This window comes from Dyella sp. EPa41 (assembly GCF_016586165.1).
Classification (GTDB): Bacteria; Pseudomonadota; Gammaproteobacteria; order Xanthomonadales; family Rhodanobacteraceae; genus Dyella.
Genome location: NZ_BCPR01000023.1, coordinates 29,302 through 48,091, shown reverse-complemented (window position 1 = coordinate 48,091; position 18,790 = coordinate 29,302). Strand labels below are relative to the sequence as shown.

20 protein-coding genes are annotated in these 18,790 nt (G+C 66.6%); 8 read left to right on the top strand and 12 right to left on the bottom strand.

Features of this window, described 5'->3' with window-relative positions:
* Positions 1-7: 7 nt before the first annotated feature.
* From JMF82_RS09620 to JMF82_RS09610, 3 genes are all read left to right on the top strand, one after another.
* On the top strand, positions 8-442 hold the full coding sequence (locus JMF82_RS09620; RefSeq protein WP_201314314.1) for an Rrf2 family transcriptional regulator: 435 nt from the start codon (positions 8-10) through the stop codon (positions 440-442).
* A gap of 154 nt (positions 443-596) precedes the next feature.
* Positions 597-2,882 carry a nitric-oxide reductase large subunit gene (locus JMF82_RS09615; protein WP_201314313.1) on the top strand — a complete coding sequence of 762 codons (2,286 nt, stop codon included), beginning with the start codon at positions 597-599 and terminating at the stop codon, positions 2,880-2,882.
* 192 nt (positions 2,883-3,074) lie between these two features.
* Positions 3,075-3,794 (top strand): c-type cytochrome, encoded by a 720-nt coding sequence (locus JMF82_RS09610; RefSeq protein WP_236585387.1) that lies wholly within the window; start codon positions 3,075-3,077, stop codon positions 3,792-3,794.
* A gap of 60 nt (positions 3,795-3,854) precedes the next feature.
* Here the strand turns inward: JMF82_RS09610 and JMF82_RS09605 are convergent, their stop codons facing one another.
* From JMF82_RS09605 to JMF82_RS09585, 5 genes are all read right to left on the bottom strand, one after another.
* On the bottom strand, positions 3,855-4,385 hold the full coding sequence (locus JMF82_RS09605) for a nucleoside 2-deoxyribosyltransferase (protein WP_201314312.1): 531 nt from the start codon (positions 4,383-4,385) through the stop codon (positions 3,855-3,857).
* 84 nt (positions 4,386-4,469) lie between these two features.
* Entirely contained in the window at positions 4,470-4,685 is a 216-nt protein-coding gene (locus JMF82_RS09600) for a hypothetical protein (protein ID WP_201314311.1), read from the bottom strand.
* Positions 4,686-5,093: 408 nt separating this feature from the next.
* Positions 5,094-5,282: a hypothetical protein gene (locus JMF82_RS09595; RefSeq protein ID WP_201314310.1), complete on the bottom strand. Its 189-nt coding sequence runs from the start codon at positions 5,280-5,282 to the stop codon at positions 5,094-5,096.
* Positions 5,283-5,465: 183 nt separating this feature from the next.
* Positions 5,466-6,323 (bottom strand): sigma-70 family RNA polymerase sigma factor, encoded by an 858-nt coding sequence (locus JMF82_RS09590; protein ID WP_201314309.1) that lies wholly within the window; start codon positions 6,321-6,323, stop codon positions 5,466-5,468.
* Between the two features lie 104 nt (positions 6,324-6,427).
* On the bottom strand, positions 6,428-6,733 hold the full coding sequence (locus JMF82_RS09585; protein ID WP_201314308.1) for an antibiotic biosynthesis monooxygenase: 306 nt from the start codon (positions 6,731-6,733) through the stop codon (positions 6,428-6,430).
* Positions 6,734-6,993: 260 nt separating this feature from the next.
* Here JMF82_RS09585 and JMF82_RS09580 point away from each other — a divergent pair, with 260 nt between their 5' ends.
* Together JMF82_RS09580 and JMF82_RS09575 are read left to right on the top strand one after the other, a co-directional pair.
* Positions 6,994-7,851: a PP2C family serine/threonine-protein phosphatase gene (locus JMF82_RS09580; RefSeq protein ID WP_201314307.1), complete on the top strand. Its 858-nt coding sequence runs from the start codon at positions 6,994-6,996 to the stop codon at positions 7,849-7,851.
* Positions 7,848-8,801 carry a LysM domain-containing protein gene (locus JMF82_RS09575; RefSeq protein WP_236585386.1) on the top strand — a complete coding sequence of 318 codons (954 nt, stop codon included), beginning with the start codon at positions 7,848-7,850 and terminating at the stop codon, positions 8,799-8,801. The genes JMF82_RS09580 and JMF82_RS09575 overlap by 4 nt, the downstream gene beginning before the upstream one ends.
* A 21-nt stretch (positions 8,802-8,822) precedes the next feature.
* Here the strand turns inward: JMF82_RS09575 and JMF82_RS09570 are convergent, their stop codons facing one another.
* The 4 genes from JMF82_RS09570 to JMF82_RS09555 form a co-directional block, all read right to left on the bottom strand.
* On the bottom strand, positions 8,823-10,526 hold the full coding sequence (locus JMF82_RS09570; RefSeq protein WP_201314306.1) for a protein kinase: 1,704 nt from the start codon (positions 10,524-10,526) through the stop codon (positions 8,823-8,825).
* Positions 10,527-10,529: 3 nt separating this feature from the next.
* Positions 10,530-11,054, bottom strand: coding sequence for an FHA domain-containing protein (locus JMF82_RS09565; RefSeq protein ID WP_201314305.1), 525 nt, complete (start codon positions 11,052-11,054; stop codon positions 10,530-10,532).
* 389 nt (positions 11,055-11,443) lie between these two features.
* On the bottom strand, positions 11,444-11,641 hold the full coding sequence (locus JMF82_RS09560) for a hypothetical protein (RefSeq protein WP_201314304.1): 198 nt from the start codon (positions 11,639-11,641) through the stop codon (positions 11,444-11,446).
* A gap of 30 nt (positions 11,642-11,671) precedes the next feature.
* Positions 11,672-12,298, bottom strand: a complete 627-nt coding sequence (locus JMF82_RS09555; protein WP_201314303.1) for a glutathione S-transferase — start codon at positions 12,296-12,298, stop codon at positions 11,672-11,674.
* 112 nt (positions 12,299-12,410) lie between these two features.
* On the opposite strand from JMF82_RS09555, the gene JMF82_RS09550 reads away from it, so the two are divergent.
* A complete protein-coding gene (locus tag JMF82_RS09550; RefSeq protein WP_201314302.1) occupies positions 12,411-12,881 on the top strand; it encodes an Lrp/AsnC family transcriptional regulator in 471 nt (156 codons plus the stop codon).
* Positions 12,882-12,918: 37 nt separating this feature from the next.
* Here the strand turns inward: JMF82_RS09550 and JMF82_RS09545 are convergent, their stop codons facing one another.
* Positions 12,919-13,911, bottom strand: coding sequence for an aldo/keto reductase (locus JMF82_RS09545; RefSeq protein ID WP_201314301.1), 993 nt, complete (start codon positions 13,909-13,911; stop codon positions 12,919-12,921).
* Between the two features lie 150 nt (positions 13,912-14,061).
* Here JMF82_RS09545 and JMF82_RS09540 point away from each other — a divergent pair, with 150 nt between their 5' ends.
* A complete protein-coding gene (locus JMF82_RS09540) occupies positions 14,062-14,961 on the top strand; it encodes a LysR family transcriptional regulator (protein WP_201314300.1) in 900 nt (299 codons plus the stop codon).
* 192 nt (positions 14,962-15,153) lie between these two features.
* On the opposite strand, the gene JMF82_RS09535 is transcribed toward JMF82_RS09540, so the two are convergent.
* Positions 15,154-17,190 carry an amidohydrolase family protein gene (locus JMF82_RS09535; RefSeq protein ID WP_201314299.1) on the bottom strand — a complete coding sequence of 679 codons (2,037 nt, stop codon included), beginning with the start codon at positions 17,188-17,190 and terminating at the stop codon, positions 15,154-15,156.
* Positions 17,191-17,414: 224 nt separating this feature from the next.
* On the opposite strand from JMF82_RS09535, the gene JMF82_RS09530 reads away from it, so the two are divergent.
* Entirely contained in the window at positions 17,415-17,783 is a 369-nt protein-coding gene (locus JMF82_RS09530) for a hypothetical protein (RefSeq protein ID WP_201314298.1), read from the top strand.
* A 164-nt stretch (positions 17,784-17,947) separates the two neighbouring features.
* On the opposite strand, the gene JMF82_RS09525 is transcribed toward JMF82_RS09530, so the two are convergent.
* The gene (locus JMF82_RS09525; RefSeq protein ID WP_201314297.1) at positions 17,948-18,700 is read right to left on the bottom strand and encodes a glutathione S-transferase family protein; all 753 of its coding nucleotides are present in this window, start codon (positions 18,698-18,700) and stop codon (positions 17,948-17,950) included.
* Positions 18,701-18,790 lie beyond the last annotated feature (90 nt).

Genomic DNA, 18,790 nt, shown 5'->3' with positions numbered 1-18,790 from the left:
GCATGCCATGCGCCTGAATACCTTCACGGATTACTGCCTGCGTACCCTGATGTACCTCGGCCTGAACACCGATGAGCTGGCGACGCGCGCCGATATCGCGGCGGCGTATGGCATATCGGACAACCACCTGATGAAGGTCGTGCACTGGCTGGCGCGCCAGGGCTATATCGAAACGGTTCGCGGCAAGGGCGGCGGCATGCGGCTCGCCCATGCGGCTGCCGACATCAGCATCGGCGAACTCGTGCGCGCCAGCGAGTGCTCCACCCCGCTGGTGGAATGCTTCGAGGCAGGCAATCGCAACTGCCGCATCACGCCCTCGTGCCGGCTCAAGGGCATCCTGGCCGAGGCCATGGAAGCCATGTTCGCGACGCTCGACCGCTACACCCTCGCCGACCTGATCGTGAAGCCCAGGCCGCTCGCGAACCTGCTGCAGATCGCCTGACTCCACCCAGGATTCTCGGGTTCCATTCGGCTCCCAAGACGCATTGACGCAGCTCAAGGTGAAACATGCATTTCGGATGTATGTTTCGCGCCATGGTCACATGCGTATGCCTTTTCATGCGGAGCCATGCGCCCCGCTTATCGGGAGCACACTGATGCAATCAACACGGAAACTATGGCGCTGGCTCGCCATCATGTTTTTCGCGTCCTTCGCCGTCCTGGGGTGGCTGGGGCGCGAGATCTACCTGTCGGCGCCCCCCATTCCCAAGCAGGTGGTCACCACCGACGGGCGGGTGATCTTCACCGGCGAACAGATCCAGCGTGGCCAGGAAGCCTGGCTGCAGGCGGGCGGCCAGCAACTGGGCACCGTCTGGGGACATGGCAGCTATGTCGCGCCCGACTGGTCGGCCGACTGGTTGCATCGCGAAGCGCTCGGCTATCGCGAGCTTATGGCGCAGTCGCACTACGGTCGGCCGTATGAGGAGCTCGACGCTGCCGCCAAGGGCTCGGCGGACGCGCTGATGAAGTCCACCCTGCGCGGCAACACCTATGACGCCGCCACCGGCACGCTCACCATCGACGCCGATCGCGCCCAGGTGATCCAGCAGGTGGCCGGGCACTACACGTCGCTGTTCGGCACCGACCCCGCGCTGGACAAGCTGCGCGAACAATACGCGATGATGCCTGGCTCGCTGCCGGACAAGCAGGATCTCACCGCGCTGCCTGCCTTCTTCTTCTGGTCGTCCTGGGCCGCCGCCACGGATCGCCCGGGCGAAACGCACCTGTCGTACACCAGCAACTGGCCGCACGAGCCACTGGTCGACAACGTGCCGACCGCCGCCAACGGCATGTGGTCGATCGCCAGCTTCATCGGTTTGATCGCCGCCATCGCGGGCATGGTGTGGTTCCATGCCGCCCATCACGAAGAAGGCGACCCCGTCGCTCCCAAATCAGACCCGCTGTTCAATCTCGCGCCGACGCCATCGATGCGCGCCACCATGAAGTACTTCTACGTGGTGATCGCGCTGATGGCCCTGCAGGTGATCATGGGCGTGATCACCGCGCACTACTCGGTCGAAGGCAACAGCTTCTTCGGCATACCGCTCGGCGCGGTGCTGCCCTTCGTGGCCAGCCGCACGATACACACGCAGTTGGCCGTGCTGTGGATCGCCACCGCGTGGCTCGCCACCGGCCTGTACATCGGCCCCGCGTTGTCGGGCAAGGAACCGACGTACCAGAAGCTCGGCGTCAACGCCTTGCTGGTTGCGCTGGTGGTGGTCGTGGCCGGCTCGCTGGTCTGCGGCTGGCTCGGCACCATGCAGAAGCTGGGCTTCGACTATGGCTTCTGGATCGGCAACCAGGGCCTGGAATACACCAGCATGGGTCGCATCTGGCAGATCCTGCTGTTCGTCGGCCTGCTGTTCTGGCTGTTGCTGATGGGGCGCGCGTTGTGGCCCGCACTGATGCGTCCGTCGGAGAGCCGCGGCCTCATCGCCATGGTGTTCATCGCCGCCACCTGCATCGGCCTGTTCTATGCCACCTCGCTCACCTGGGGCCAGCACACGCACTATTCGATGATCGAGTACTGGCGCTGGTGGCTGGTGCACCTGTGGGTGGAAGGCTTCTTCGAAGTATTCGCCACCGCCGTCATCGCGCTGATCTTCTCCCGCCTGGGCCTGATCCGCGCCTCGACCGCCAACGCCGCCATCGTGCTCGAGACCATCGTGTTCCTGTTCGGCGGCATCCTGGGCACGCTGCATCACCTGTACTTCACCGGCACGCCGACCTCGGTCATAGCCGTGGGTGCGATGTTCTCCGCGCTGGAAGTGGTGCCGCTGGCGATGATCGGCTTCGAAGGCTACCGCAACTACCAGCGCAGCAAGGCCGCGCCCTGGGTCGCCAACTACAAGTGGATCATCCTCTGCTTCATCGCCGTGGGCTTCTGGAACACCGTCGGCGCGGGCCTGCTCGGCTTCGCCATCAATCCGCCGATCTCGCTGTACTACGTGCAGGGCCTCAACCTCACCCCGGCACACGGCCATGCAGCGCTGTTCGGCGTGTACGGCATGCTCGGCATCGGCCTGATGCTGTTCTGCCTGCGTGGCCTGGCGCCGCGTGCGAACTGGTCGGACTCGCTGCTGAAGTCCATGTTCTGGCTGCTCAACATCGGCCTGGCCATGATGGTGTTCATCTCGCTGGTTCCTTCGGGCATCTACCAGGCCTGGACCAGCGTCGAGTACGGCCTGTGGTATGCACGTTCGCCGGAGGTGGTCCACTCGGCCTTCATGCAGTGGATGGTGTGGCTGCGCGTGCCGGGCGACGTGGTGTTCGCACTGGGCATCGTCAGCCTTGCCACCTTCGCCTGGAAACTGCTCGGACGGAGCAAGGCACCGGCACCAGCCACGGTGATCGCCGCACAGGCGAGCCACTCCGAAGCCTGAGCAACACGCTCGACGAAAGGAGGCTGGCGCCATGGCCAGCCTCCTTTTCCCTTGGCCAACGAAAAGCGCCGTACGGCACACGAGGTGAAGCGTGCTGCGCATTTCCCTGGCGCGATGAAGGAATCGCCTCGTTATCCCATGAAACACCCACAACGTCGGCGACGCGCATCAGTGCGCGCGGTTCGCCTGATCATGGCATCGGCCATCTATGCGGCCTGCGCGTTGGCCAATGCCGCCGCGCAATCGGCCAGCGGTGGGGGTGCAGGCGTTCCCGATACCCTCGGGCAACGCGTCATCGCCTGTACGTCCTGTCACGGGCAACGGGGTGCCGGCTCGCCGGGCGGCCGGGCCGGCCCGCGCATCGCGGGGCAGCCGGCGGCCTATCTGGCGTTGCAGCTCACGTATTTCCAGAGCGGCCAGCGCAAGAACGATGCCATGCAGTACATCACCCAGCCACTCACCCCGGCCTATGCGAGGGAGATAGCGGAGTATTTCGCGAGCCAGGTCGTGGTCGGTGACGCCGCCAAGGTCGCAGCCCCGGCAGACGGCGTGATGCCGCGCGGTGAAGACGTCGTGCTCAGGGGTGATCCGAGTCGGGGCGTGCCGCCGTGCGCGAGTTGCCATGGCAGCCGATTGACCGGCCGCGAGCCGCTGATCCCCGGGTTGACCAGCCTGTCGTACCGGTATCTTGCCTCCCAGTTCGCCCAATGGCGCTCGCACTCGCGAGCGGCGGATCGGCCCTATTGCATGAGCGTCGTGGCCAATCGCATGAGCGAAGCCGAAATCGATGCCGCGGCCCGGTGGCTCGCCAATCGCCAGGCTGCCGATGTGCTCCCGGGTGACGCTGCGATGGAAAATGACCCGCCGCTGCCGGATTGGTGCGTGATGGATGAGGCCGGCGGGGAATGGTGAGCGCATATCGCTCCAGCTCGCCCCGAACGCCGCACCAATGCCCGCCCGGCACGCCTGTGCCTACTGCCCGGAGGGCCGCAAGACACCCTGGACTTCCCTGGACGACAGCAGGGATCGCAGGTCGGCATAAAGGCCGCTGAGCGAGTGATGGATCATGAGGTTGTCGAACAGGCCGAAATCCTCGACGAGCATGCCTTCCTCGTCGATCCAGTTGTCGCCTCCCACGGTCGTCCTCGGGCTCACTCGCGTCACGTAATGAGAGAGCGCGGACGAGTAGGCGAAGACCTTCTTGCCTTGTGAGTAGGCATAGCCGATCTCCCACACCGTGCCGACGTCCGCCGATGGGCCGCGAAAGGGCTCAAGGTTGGCGAAAACCAGCGAGGCGCGATCGATCAGGGCGAGGTTCTTCCTGAAGATCTGCAGCGACAGGGCTTCCTTCGTCGAGGTGTGCGACACCTGGCCGTCGTTGTCGGCCGGAATGAGCGGCTCTACGCCGTACTGCCTGCATAGCGCGCGTACTTCATCGGCCTTCTCCTGCGCGTTCTGCAGGAACACGTCGGGGCCAGCCATATATGCCTTGATGCGATGCATGACGTTCGCCCTATCGGATGGCCTTCATTGCACGAGCCACATCAGGACCAGGTGGCAAGCATGATGGTACGCGTCGTGGAGACATCACCGCGGATCACGGCTTCTTTTTTTATCGGCGGTGGAAGCGCGCTTCACAGCCGGCTCGGCCTTTCGCCCGTCGGCCTGGCCCGCGGGTCGAGCCGTCTTGAGCCGCCCGGGCGTGCTGATGGCGACTTCGATGGCGCCGTCGGATACCCGCGACACGGTCAATCGCACATCGACGGCATTCGCCCGTTGTCGCCGGCCAGGCACCTTGAGCATGGGTGATTCCTTTCGTGGATACGAAAGGAACGAGCATAGGGAGAAGGCGCGATCACCCCATTGCCCTAGGTCATGGGGCCGCTCCTGGTTGTCGCGGAATGCCTCGCCGGCGCGGCATGGGCAGGGCAGGAGGCAGGGGAATCCCGATCGCGGCGAGCGCCGTGCCGGATCCACACGAGCTGCATGAGCACGTCTTGATGGCGAGGCGGCGGTTATCGGCACCTGCGCTGCTGGCCTTCAGTGTCGCTTGGAGGCTTTCCAGAAGCGCGGCACGCACGGCCATGCCTGGGATGCGCGCAAATAAAGTTGCCTTTCATCGGGCCGGAAGGCACGCATATCCATCGGGAACGTCCGCGTGTCGACCACGGACATTCGGCTTCCATCGGAGCCCAGGTTCAAGTCACCGCGCTAGCCGCGGCGGAACGGGCCTTTCTCGTTCTTGGGTTGCTGCGGCGCGTGCCCCGAATGCGCGGGATCTCGTGCAAAGCGGTTGGTCGAGCGGAAGTCCTTGCCCGGATCGACGACCGAAGAAATCGTCTTGCCTGCGTATACCGAATGGATCGTCTCGGCCGACAACGGTTTGGGTGTGTCGTTCATGCGAATACCTGTGTGTTCGCGGGCGGTCCCGCCACCATACATCCAAATCCGCTGCCCTGCACTTGGCGTCGTGGCCTCGCCGTTGGGGTGTTCGCTCAAAGGCCCTCGATATCCGGCCCGGTCTCGTGCACGTTTGGACGTCTGTCACCGGCTTGAGCGACGATTCGCTTCGATAACCCTGCGTCAACCCAGCAACACCCAGTCGGCGGCTTCGATCGCGTAGGGGGTGAAAAGGAAGTCGCGGATGCCCACGATGCGATCGCCTTGCCAATCGATCAGGACGAAATAGGCGGGTTTCCGCGACGTGCCGCTGCTGTCGAATACCAGCATGGCGGGGCGACCTTCGATGGCCCCGAAGGCGTAGCGCCATTTGCTCTCTTCGGCATAACGGGTGAAGTAGCGATCGACGCTTTCGCGACCCTCGAGCTTGAGCCGGTTGACCAGGTCCAGCTTGACGTCTTCGGCGAGCATGGCGCGGATGGCATCGAAATCGCCCTGCTGGAACAGCCGGACATAGGTGCTGGCCCTCTTGCGGTCCGCGTCCGGGATGAGCGGCACGCGTGTTTCGCCGGGTCGTTGCGCCCAATGCCGCAACGTTGCACGTCCGCGCTGCAGCGCCGACTTGGCGGCTGCCGGCGTGCAGCCTGCAATCGAGGCCGCTTCTTCGATGGAATGCCCGAGGACATCCTTGAGGATGACCGCGCAGCGCTGCAGCTCCGGGAGCCGCATGAATACGTGGAAGCTCACTTCGACGATGTGCGGATCGGGCGTGGACGTGTCCTCCGGCGCTTCGGTGATCGGCACCACCGTGTGCCTTGAGCGGCGACGGAGAAAGTCGAGGCAGGTGTTGTGCGCGATGCGCAGCAACCAGGCCTCCACGTCGTCCGCCTGCATGCCTTCGGCGCGCGCCCGCAGCGCTTTCAACAGGGCGTCCTGCACGACGTCTTCGCCGTCCACCGCGGAACCGACCATGCGTGCGCAGTAGCGATGAAGCCGTGGCCTGAATTCGCGCAGGCGATCTTCGAACGGTTCCTCGATCATGCGCCCAGCCTCATGCAGGTGTCCTCCATCGCCGGTGCAACGACGGCCGTTCCATCGAGGACAACGGCGGCCGTCGCCGTGTTGCCAAAGCCATCATGGCAGCCTCAGGGGTTTTGGACGAACACTTCCTCGCCGGCCATGGAATCGATGCTGGCGAGGGCGCGAATCCGCGGGAAGTAGGCCTGCATGCGGGGGGCGGCGCGCATCGCCTCGACGGCGGCCAGCGTTTCCCATTCGGAATAGATGACCACGCTGTGGCCGTCGATGGTCGCGATCAGGCGCGTGCCTTTCCAGCCTGGCAGGCCGCAGATCACGTTCTCGATGTTGTGTCTCAGCAAGGAGACCAGTTCCTGGCAGCTGCCCGATTCGATCTTGAGCACATTGACGAGGGTAACGGGAGAGGAGGGCATGGCGTGGTTCCTTTTGCGAGGGGCACACCAAGGACGAATCGGCGGGCAGGAACGGATCGCATGGCGGACATTTTTTTTCGGGCCCGGGTAGACCGGCTTCACCGATGGCCTGCCGCCCCGCGTGACACTCTGGGGCCATGGCGGGGCTGTCCGCTCCGGAGGCGCGACTCGCGCACCGGGACCGGGCGCAAACTATCATGGGCCCAAGTCCCCTAAGGTGCGGGTCGTAGGGGCGGCATGGGGGCGAAAGGGGGAGGGCGATGGAACAGGCTGTCGACTTTCAGGCGATCCCTCGGGTCGTCGCCGGACGCGCGCGTGGCGGGCGCGATGCACAGCAGGACGAGGTGCTGTGTCTCCATGACGCCGGGCAGGATGCTTTCCTGCTGGTGCTGGCCGACGGCATGGGAGGCGATGGCGCGGGCGAACTGGCGTCGGCCGGCGTGATCGACGCGGCGCGACGCCTGTGGAACGAGGGTCTGTGGCGCAACCAGCCGGGCCCATTGTTCCTGGAATCGCTGTGCCAGGAAGCGCATGCCGAGCTGCATCGCCGCCGCGCCGGCTTGTCGGGTGGCGAGCCGCATTCGACCGTGGTGGCGATGATGGTGCAGGGCGATCGCGTGTCCTGGGCGCACGTGGGAGATAGCCGTCTATACCGCTTCCAGGGCGCCCGGCTGCTCGGGCGTACCGAGGACCACAGCCTGGCCCAGCTGCGCCTGCTTCGCGGCGAGATCACCGAGCAGCAACTGGCGACGCACCCCGATCAGCACAAGCTGCTGCGCGGGCTGGGTGGCCCCGAAGCGCCCGTGGTCGAGCACGGATGCGCACGGTTGCGCTCCGGACAGCGTTTTGCCCTCTGCAGCGATGGCGTGTGGGAGCAGCTGTCGACGGAGGAGCTGTGCCGACTTTCGCGGCGCCGCGATCAGGATGCGGCCCTGCGCGAAGCCCTGGCCCTGGCGGTCGAACGCGGTGGCCAGGATGGCGATAATGTCGCGCTGATTTTTGCCCGCCCGGTCCGCGAGGGCTGGTGGCGGCGCTATCACGAGCGGTTGCGTTCGGTCCTGCGTCGCCGCGCCACCGGCGAACGGGCCGTCCCCACGTACAACGAGGCTTCCTCTTGATCCGATTGTTTCATGCTTCACGCGCGGCGGGCGTACGAACCCTGCGCCTGGTCTTGCTGCTGGCGGCCATGGGCGCTGCCGGCTGTGCCCAGATGGGTGCGCTCAAGTCGAAAGTCAGCGATTCGTTCAACGGATCCGGCACGGCTTCGTCGTCATCGGCAAGCGGTGCGCCGGACAACAGCGAGCCGTTGCCGCTCAACACCATCGTCGGCAGCTACCTGATGAAGGGCCGCTATGCCGAGGGCGAGCAGCGCTTGCGCCAATACCTGGCGAAATATCCCAACGACCGTGCCGCGCAGACCATGCTGCGGCAGCTGACGACCGACCCCAAGGTGGCGCTGGGCGCCAAATCGCGCGCCTACGTGGCGCAGGCCGGCGATTCCTACAGCACGCTGGCCGCACGCCACCTGGGCGATTCGAACCTGTTCCTGATACTTGCCCGCTACAACGGCGCCGCCAATCCGTCGGTGCTGCACGCCGGTGATCCGCTGCGCCTGCCGCTGGCGGGCGTGCGGGCGAACCTGCCTTCGGAGACGGTGGCCAAGGGCAGCACGCGAGGCACGGCGGCCCCGCCGGCAGGCGCTGCCAACGCGGCGCCCCTACCCGCATCGCCAGACACTGCGCCGGTCGATTCCGGGTCGACGAAGGCGCAGCGCCTGCAGGCGGAGAGTTCCGCCCTGCTCAGGCAGGGCCAGAAGGACCAGGCGCTGGCGCGCCTTGACGAGGCGCTGACGCTGGACCCCCACCTGAAACCCGCCGGCAACCAGGCATTGCGCGACCAGTTGCTGGCGTCCTACCACGAGCGCGCGGTGGTGCTGTATCGCGACCAGAAGCTGGACCAGGCCATTGCGCTGTGGGATCACGTGCTGGCGATCGATCCCGGTTACGAACGGGCCGCGGTCTACCGCACTCGCGCCATCGAACTGCAGCAGCGGCTCAAGCAGATCTGAGGTTTCGCGGGGCGGCGACGCTCAGCGAGCGTCGTCGTTCGCGGCCGGGGGCGGCATCACCAGCGTGGGCTGGGCGGCATCTTCCGCCGTGGGGCGCGTGGGCATGGGCGCTTCGGCCGGCTGGCGCGATTGCAGGGCGCTGTTCATCAGGTTGAAAGCGGCGAACAGACGTCCGAGTTCGTCACGGCGCACGAGGCGAATGCGATAGCCGTAGTCGCCGCGCGCCACGCGCATCAGTGCGTCGCCGAGCATGCCGAGCAGGGCGAGCGGCTGGCGGAACAGCCAGTAGGCCGCGCCCACCAGCGCCACCAGCGTGATCACCAGTACGGACGCGATGACCCAGAACGTCGTGCGTTGCGCCGCAAGCAGCGGGGCATTGCTCACGCCCAGGCGTAGTTCGCCCACGGCCTTGGCCTGGTAACGGATGGGCACATCGAACAACAGCATTTCGTTGCCGTGGTCGTCTTCGACGACGCGACCGAGGAAACGCTCCACGCCATCGGCGAGCGTCTGCTGGCGCGTACCGGCGACGGCGGGCAGGCCATGGCCCACGTCGGAGGGCTGCGTGCTCGCCACCACGTTGCCTTCGCGATTGGCGATGGCCAGGTAGTGGATCTGCCCGTTGCGCGCCATGTCCGCCACCAGCGCGCGCGTGGCCGCGTCATCACCCAGCAGCAGGTTCTCGGCCGATTCGCTGGCGACCATGCGGCCCAAGGTGCTGCCGTAGTCGGTGGCGAGGCCGGTCACGGCGCTGTTCTGCTTGGTGTAGATCGCGGCCAGTCCGAGCAACAGCACAAGGCAGAGGATGGCGCTCAGCGCGCCGATCCAGCGGAAGCGCAGGGAGATGATGCGCGAGGCCAGCGGCGACTCGCTGGTGCGTTCGTACTCGCGACGTGCGAGGCGCAGGTCGTTGATCACTTCCGCGCCACGCTGGTAACGCGCCTCCGGCGTGGGCGCCAGCAGGGTGCGCACGATGCTGGCCAGCATCGGTGGCGTGGCCGGATCCAGCGGCGTGACGGTGGGGCGCGGTTGGCGCTGGCGTTCGCGGACCAGGCGCTTGAGATCGGTGGTGTCCGGCCAGGGCAGCTTGCCGGTGATCAGCCAGTAGAGCACCACGCCCAGCGAAAACAGGTCGCCGCGCGCATCGGCCGGTTCGCCGCGCAGCCGTTCGGGCGCCATGTAGGCGGGCGTGCCACCGGTCTTCCTGTCGCTGGCCTGCAGGTTCAGGTGCGCGGTGCGCCGCTCGGCGATGCCGAAGTCGCTGAGCTTGGCGTAGTGCCAGTCCTCGGCGAGCATGATGTTTTCGGGCTTCACGTCGTGATGGATGACGCCCTGGCCGTGCGCATAGTCGAGCGCCGCGGCCACCTGCGACACGAGTTCGATCGCCACCGGCAGCGGCGGCAGGCCCTCGCGTGACACGCGGCTGGCCAGCGTCTCGCCGGACAGGCGTTCCATCGCGATGTACTTGCGACCGTCCTCGGTTTCACCGGTATCGAAGATGGTGACGATGTTCGGATGGACGAGGTGGCCCGAGGCGCGTGCCTCCTGCAGGAAGCGCTGCCGCGAACCGGGATCGGTCGCGATGCTGCGATGCAGGCACTTGATCGCCACGGGCCGGTCGATGCCGGGGTCGAAGCCGGCGTAAACGATCGCCATGGCGCCTTCGCCGAGGACGCCATCGATGCGGTAACGGCCGATGGTGCGGGGAATGGACGATTCGCCCATGGGCTAGAACAGCCACCAGGCAAATCCGGCGACCGCCACCAGGGCGACCACGCCGATTGCGATGGCGACGCTGCGCGTGCGCGAATGCTGGCCGGGTTCGCGGGTGAGGAACACGAACTCCGCCTGCCCGAGGCGGATGCGGTCGCCGTGCTTGAGAGTGGCCTCGTGCACGCGCTTGCCGTTCACGAACGTGCCATTGGTGGAGAGCGTGTTCATGATCACGTAGTGGCCCTGCTGGTTCATGATCCAGGCGTGGGCCGAGGACACGCTGGGGTCGCCGATCACGATGTCGTTGTCGTCGCGGCGGCCGATGGTCTGGCGTCCCGCGCGCAGCGAAAAGCGTCGCCCTTCCAGGCCTGCATTGGTGCCCTCGAGCACCGGCTCGTGCACGCTGGCGCGCCCGTCGGACACCGCGCCGGCTTCGTCGGCGAGGCGGTTCAGCTCGTCCGCCGAAAACAGCTGCGTTCCCTGCGGGCCCGAGGGGCGGCGGGTGGAAGCGGATGGCGTGACGTTGCGAGGGGTGTTCATCGGAGCCTTGGTAACAAAAGCAGTTCGACAATATAGCGAACAAGTCGGCCATTCCGGCCTGAACTGAAGCGTGGCGTCACCCGAAGCAGCGCGGGGCTTGCGGGACCCTGACGCGCGCAAGCATCCATCGGGAAAAGTCCAGGCCGCGTCGACGCGGCGGGTGCCGGTGCCACGCAGGTGGCGGGAGGCGCAAAGAAAAAGGCCCCCTTGCGGGGGCCAATGAGCCGGATCTAGGGGGGCGACCGGCCCGGGTGTCAGGCGCTCGTGGAAACGCCGACCGGGATACGTTGCCGCAGTCACATGGCTTGCGATGTAAGGGAATACCTAGTCCATTGGTAAGCCATCGACCTGTTTCATGTGGGCTCGCGCGATGTTCACGTGCGTGCGGATCACTGGGTGCGCACTTCGCCATCGCCAATGCCCAGGCAAAAGCGAAACGGCCAGCGAAGCCGCTTCCTGCCGGGCGCCGGGAGGCCCTGTGTGGCGGGATGGTGGCCCGGGCGCGGCAGGTCCTTCAGCCGGCGCAGCAGCTTGAGGTCGGTGATATGGCCATGCAGGAACAGCAGGTCAGCCCAGAGCGAGCTCATGGAAATCTTCGGAGGAAGGTGGCGCACGCGTCAGTCGACGGTCTGCCCGGTGAGCGGAGTAGCCAGCATCGAGGGACGCCCGATGAAGCGGCGATACCAGGCGGCCAGCCGCGGGCGACCTTGTTCGAAATCCGGCAACTCGCGGAAGGCCAGCCAGCTCAGCGCGGTGGCGACGGCGATCTGGCCGAGGTCGACCGGCGCATCGCCCGCGGCCTGGGCCCATTCGCGTTCCAGGAAGTCGTAGGACGCCACCAGCTTTTCGATCTGCCCATCGCGCATGGCGGGATAGCGCAGTGCTTCGGGCCGACGCACGGTTTCGTGGCGCACCGCGATGCCGGCATCGCACAGGCCCTGCGCCAGCGCCTGGGTGCGAAGGGCCCGCAGCCGCGCCATGCGTTCGCGTGGAATGAGCGGCCGGCGATCGTGCAGGCTGTCCAGGTACTCGCAGATCACGTTGGAGTCGAACAGCGCGACGCCATCATCGAGCAGCAGCACCGGCACCTTGCCCAGCGGGTTCAGGCGGAACACTTCGTCGTTGCGCCAGGTCGGGCTGGTTTCGTGGTGAAGCACGTCCAGCCGGTCGGCGAGGCCGGCCTCGTGGGCGAGCACCAGCACCTTGCGGGCGTAGGGGGAATGGGTCTGGTAGAGGAGTTTCATGCGTGCCTGGGCGGATGGAATGCACGCATTCTGGGGCCCGGGGACGCGGCCAAGGCGCGTAATGGATGCTATAGGCGTTGTCAGTCCGCATTTTTTGGCTTATCTATGCGGCATGGCGACCGACTATGAGCTGGACGACTTCGACCGCGAGATCCTCCGCCGCGTACAGCGCGACGCGCGGGTGACGGGTGAGGAGATCGGCGCACAGATCGGTCTTTCCGCGGCCGCCGTGCAGCGGCGCATCAAGCACCTGCGCCAGCAGGGCGTGATCACCGCCGAGGTGGCGCTGGTGAACCCCGCGACGGTGGGGCAGGCGATGACCTTCATCATCGGCGTGGAGCTGGAGCGCGAGCGCGTGGACATGCTCGATGCGTTCCGCCGCGCGGCGCGCGCCGATCCCAACGTGCAGCAGTGCTACTACGTCACCGGCGAGTCGGACTTCATCCTCATCGTCACCGCGCGTGACATGGACGACTTCGAGCAGTTCACGCGTCGCCTGCTGTTCGACAACGCGAACATCCGCCGCTTCACCACCAACGTCGTGATGGCGCGCGACAAGGTGGGGAACGTCGTGCCGGTCTGATCGCCGCGCGGCCCACAGGCCGCGCGGCCACGCCGGATCAGACGTTGACCATGCGCATCATGGTGTCGACGTAGCGGGCGCCGGCGGCGGCATCCGGCGGAAACACCGCGTCGATGGCTTTCAGTTCGTCCTGGCTGAGCGTGACGCCGAGCGCGCCGAGGTTTTCATCGAGGCGGTCGCGGCGCTTGGTGCCCGGGATGCCGATCGCGTTCGGATCCTGCGCCAGCACCCAGGCCAGCGCGAGCTGGGCGGGCGTGCAGCCCTTGTCAGCGGCGATGGCTTTCACCTTGTCCACCAGCTCTAGGTTGCGATAGAAGTTCTCGCCCTGGAAGCGCGGGCTCTGGCGGCGATAGTCGTCGGCGTCGAAGTCTTCCGGGCTGGCGAAGGCGCCGGTGAGAAAGCCGCGGCCGAGCGGCGAGTAAGCCACCAGGCTCACGCCCAGGCGGCGGCAGGCATCCAGCATGCCATTCTCCTGCGGATCGCGTGTCCAGAGCGAGAACTCCACCTGCAGTGCGGCGATGGGGTGCACCTTGACCGCACGTTCCAGCGTCGCGGCCGAGGCTTCGGAGAGACCGAGGTAGCGCACCTTGCCGGCCTGCACGAGCTCGGCCATCGCGCCCACGGTTTCCTCGATGGGCACGTTCGGGTCGACGCGATGCTGGTAGTACAGGTCGATGTGATCGACGCCCAGGCGCTTGAGGCTGGCATCGCACGAGGCGCGGACGTACTCCGGGCTGCCGCTGACGCCGCGGCGGCCCGGGTCGCCGGGATCGCGCAGGATGCCGAACTTGGTGGCGAGGAAGGCCTGGTCGCGACGGTCGCGAATGGCCTTGCCCACCAGTACTTCGTTGGTGTGCGGGCCGTAGACGTCGGCGGTATCGAGCAGGTTGATGCCGCGATCCAGCGCGTGGTGGATGGTGGCGACGGATTCGGCGTCGTCGCGCGAACCGTAGAAATCGCTCATGCCCATGCAGCCGAGGCCGAGGGCGGAAACGGAAGGGCCATGCTTGCCGAGCTGTCGCATTTGCATCGGGGGATTCCTTGGCGGGGAGAGAAGGCAGGCAAGCATTCTTCGACATGACGGCTCGCGGATAAATGCTCAATAATCGCCATGTCTGTTGTCGAAATGATCAACAATCAACGGATCGCGGCGCTGGCCGGCGCCACCCGGAGAGGCCCCATGGATCGTCTGCAAGCCATGCGCGTGTTTACCCGCATCGTCGAGCTGGGCAGCTTTACCCGCGCGGCCGACGACCTGAACCTGCCGCGCGCCACGCTCACCCACACCATCAAGCGGCTGGAAGAACACGTGGGCGCGCACCTGCTGCAACGGACCACGCGCCGCGTGCGCCCCACCCGCGACGGCGAGGTCTATTACAACCATTGCGTGCGCCTGCTGGCCGATCTCGACGCGGTGGAGGCGGATTTCCGCGAAGCGGCGGTGGTGCCCAAGGGCAAACTGCGCATCGACCTGGCTGCTTCGCTGGCGCGCCAGGTGCTGATTCCCGCGCTGCCGGATTTCCTCGCGCGCTATCCGCAGATCGAACTGGACATCGGCACCAGCGACCGCTTCATCGACATGGTGCAGGAAGGCGTGGACTGCGTGTTGCGCGCGGGTGACCTTTCCGACTCCACCATGGTGGGGCGCCGCGTCGCGAGCATGTCGCAGGCCACGGTGGCGAGCGCCGATTACCTGCGCCGCCACGGCACGCCGCAGACCCTCGCCGACCTGCAGGACGGCCACGTTGCGGTGAACTGGGCCTCGCCCACCACGCGGCGCACGACGCCGCTGGAATTCATGGTGGGCAGGCGCATGCGCGAACTGATGCTGCCGGCGCGGGTGACGGTGAGCGGTACCGAGGCCTACTTCGCGTGTTGCGAAGCAGGCCTGGGCATCGCGCAATTCCCGCGGTACCGCCTCGGCGAAGCGCTGGCCAACGGTTCCCTGGTGGAACTGCTGCCGTCGATGCCACCGCCGTCCTTCCCCGTCTCCGTGTTGTACCAGTCGCAACGGCAATTGCCGCTGCGACTGCGCGTATTCATCGACTGGGTAGCTGAAGTGCTGGGCGATCTGCCCTGAGGCGTGTCCCTCTATCGCTTTTTAGGAGCGCACCCCGTGCGGTTTGCAGGAGCGCACCCAGTGCGCGAAAAGCCAACGAAGCGGAGTAGCCGCCCCCTCCCTCCCGCAGACGCGACGACCGCTCGCAACCGTGTCGACGCGCCTGTGCAGTCGCGCACAGGGTGCGCTCCCACAGGGGCGGGACAGGCGCGCTTATTCAAACCACGCCGGCCGCTTGCTGATGCCGCCTTCGGCACGCAGCGCCGTGGCATCCATCAGCTTGCCGTCCATCATCACGACCTCGGTATGGCGCAGGTCGCCGATGCGCTCGGCCGGATTGCCTTCGACCAGCACGAGATCGGCGGCCTTGCCCACCGCGATGCTGCCCGTGCGCTGGTCCGCACCGACCAGGTGCGCGGTGTCGATGGTGGCGCTGGCCAATGCTTCGGCGTTGGTGAAGCCCGCCTGCACGTACAGCTCCAACTCGCGCACCAGTTCCAGGCCGCTGCCGTCGGTGCCCGCCACGACGGGCACGCCGGCCTTGTGCATGGCGCCGACCAGCGCCTGCAGCTTGGCGAAGCTGGCGCGGTAATCGGCACGGGTGAGGTCCTTCGGCACGGTGAAGCCGCCCTGGCGGAAGCTGCGTTCCACCGCTGGCGGCAGCGCGCCGACGTAGGGCGCATAAGCCGGCGAAAGATCGCCGTTTTCCGGCATGAACAGGCTCTCGGCCACCACCAGCGTGGGGTCGGAGGTGATCTTGCGCTGCGCCATGGCGGCGATCAGCGACTTCATCGGCTCCTTGGTGAGGTCCACGTCCTTGGCGTAGCGGCCCGGGCCTTCGAAGCGGGCCATGCCGTTGGATACCTTCACCACCGAGTCGGGCATGGCCTGCATCATCACGAAGTAGATGTGCGTGATCTCGTCGTAGCCGTCGTCGATGGCATCCTTCGGCCGCATGCCGGCCGGCAGGTGGCCATGCACGTGCAGGCCCAGCTTGTGCGCCTCGGCGGCCGTCGCCTTCACCCAGTCGGGGTTGAAGGTGCCGTAGAGCTTGATCGCATCGAAGCCCTCGTCCTTCGCCTTGTGCACCAGCGCGATGGCTTCGGCCTGCGAGGTCGCCACGTCGGCCACCTGGGCGGTGTTCGGGCCCTTGCCGTCGATCAGCATCGAGGGATAGACCTTCGGTCCCAGCAACTCGCCCTTGGCGCGGCGTTGCGCGCGCGAGAGGGTCTGCTCGTCGACGTTGCCCGGATCGCGCACCGAGGTGATGCCCAGCGACAGCAGCATCGGGCCGCTCGCGTCATCAGGCACATGCTGGTGCGAATCCCACAGTCCCGGCACCAGGGTCTTGCCCTTGCCGTCGATCACCTGGGCGCCGCTCGGCACGTTCACCGTAGCGGCAGGGCCGACCTGCGCGATGCTGCCCTTGTCGACCACTACCGTCTGGTCATCGACGAAGCGCGTGCCGTCGACGAAGGCGCGCATATGGGTGAATGCCACCGGGCCCGCCGGCGCCTTCAGCAGCTTCGGCACGATGGCCTTGGCGTGCTCGGCCAGCGCGACGGTCTGCGCCTTCTCCAGCTGCGCCTGCGCCGACTCGTAACCCTCCGGCATCCACGACAAACCGTCGACGAAGGCGAAGAACTTGCCCGAGGCATCGACCCACACCGGCACCGGCGTATTGCTGAGCCCGGTGACCGCATACGCCGTGACCTGCTTCTTCGCCGAACCTTCGCCCACCGTGGCCGTGGTGAGCGGCTCGGCATGCGCCTGGCCGCCGGGCAGCAGCGCGAGCGAGCGATGGGGCGACGCGAGCAGTTTTTCGACGAGATCGGCGTTGAGATCCATCGGGCCGCCGAAGGCGACGTATTCGGCGGGTCCGTGATAGGGCGCGGAGCCGGCATCCACCGGACTCTTCCAGGTCGCGGTGGCGTCCTTGATGGAGAAGGTTTCCGCGGCGTCGCCATTGGGCGTATGGCCGCGGACCACGACGCGTTCCAGCACGCCGTCGCGGCCCACCGTCGCGCTGCTGTCCATTTCGGTGACCATGCCCCGCAACAGCAGGCTGTCACGCCCCATGCGGGTGCCGTCCGCGGTGGTCCATCGCGCGGAGGTGCCGTGCTTGCCGGCGGTGGACATGATGGTGAAGCGTTGGGCGTTGGAGGGCGGTTTGGCCAGCGACTCGGTGGCTGTATCGGCGAGGCAGGGAAGCGCAAGGCAGAAGGCGAACACGACGAGCGGGGCACGCATGGCAAACCTCCGTGGGCGGTCGCGCGGAGTATCACCGGCCCTTGGATGTCGCCATAGTGCCCGCGGGGGGTGCCGGATGGACTAGACTCAAGTCCCCGGGCCCATGGCCGATACCGTGAACAGCGCGTCGTTCGCTCTCCCTGAACGGCATCGCCCCGGCCCGGACGCTGGCACGAACTGCCGGCGTTGCCGCCGTACCTGCCCGACCGGAAGTAGCTACCTGCATGAAGCCCCACAAGCCTCACACCAAGGGACATCGCGTGGATTGGAACGATCCACGCCTGGCGGACCTGCTGCGTCGCTCGGAAAACTGGAAGCTGGACAACCGCGGCCAGTACGACCCCAAGGATGTGCAGATCCATCTCGGCTGGGGCGCCAATACGGCGCGCGATGCGGTGCTCGTGTGGGAGCGCGACCAGGTGATGATGCTGGAGACGCGGTTTCCCATCCCCGTGGGCGAACACGTGCGCGTGGACGAGCCGCGAGGCGAAGCGATGCGCACCGTCTGGGGCATCGTGGTGGAGGGGCGCGAAGGTTTCCGCGTCGAAGACCGCGAGAACGGCATCCACCTGTATTGGCTGCACCTGCGCTGAGGCGGCATCTTCCAGCCTGACCCCCGTGCGCCGCGGCAACGCCGAAGCGCTACCCGGCCAGCATCACGACCCGGCCGTGACGTTGCGTGGGTCACTGCGTCGTCAACCGCGCACAGGGAGGTTCCGCGCCATCCCCATGCGGCTGGGCTCCCCAAGGCACGGCATTACGCGAAACGCGGCACGCCCTTGCGTGGGGTAAGCGTGGCCATGGTATCCGCCGTCAACGGCGCGCCCGCGGCTGCGAGCGCATCGCGATGTTGCGCGAACGGAACGCGCAGGACGACCTCCTCCAGTTTCGCCAGCTTCTGGAACGGCGGCAGGGCCTGCACGCGCGCCACCAGCGCCGCCGTGCGCGGCCAGCGATCCGCGTCGATCATGTAGCGCACGAAAGAGGCCGTGCGGAAATACGAGGCGACGCTGATGTCGGCGATCGACAACGACCCGAACAGATAGCCATCCACTGGCGCCCAGCGTTCCAGCTGATCGAGCGCGGCGGGAATTTCCACCGCGCAGGCGTGGGCGACCAGCGCCTCGTCGGGTTCTTCCTGGAAGAAGTGGCGACGAATCGCCTTCTGGTAGAACAGCTTCCAGATCAGTGCGCCGGCCAGGTGCGTGTCGCAATATTCCTCCACCCAGCGCGCCTTGGCGCGGTCGGCGACATCGATGGGATAGAGCGATGGCTGCGCCCAGCGATCTTCCAGGTACTGGCAGATCACCGACGAGTCGTTGAGCACCAGGCCGCCGTCGATCAGCACCGGGATGCGCCGAAGCGGGCTGAGCTGGGTAAAGCGGTCGTCGCCGATGAAGGGCGTGATCGGATCGATCTGGTAATCCAGGCCTTTCAGTTCCAGGCACGCCAGCACTTTGCGGACGTACGGCGAGACGTAGTTGCCGATCAGGGTCAGGCACGGCGACATGGCGAACCTCCGATGAGAGACCGGGAGGGTGGTTGCGCGGACGCCTCAGCGTCAAGCGCGCCATCGGGCGCAAGTGCGAACGGTCCTTAC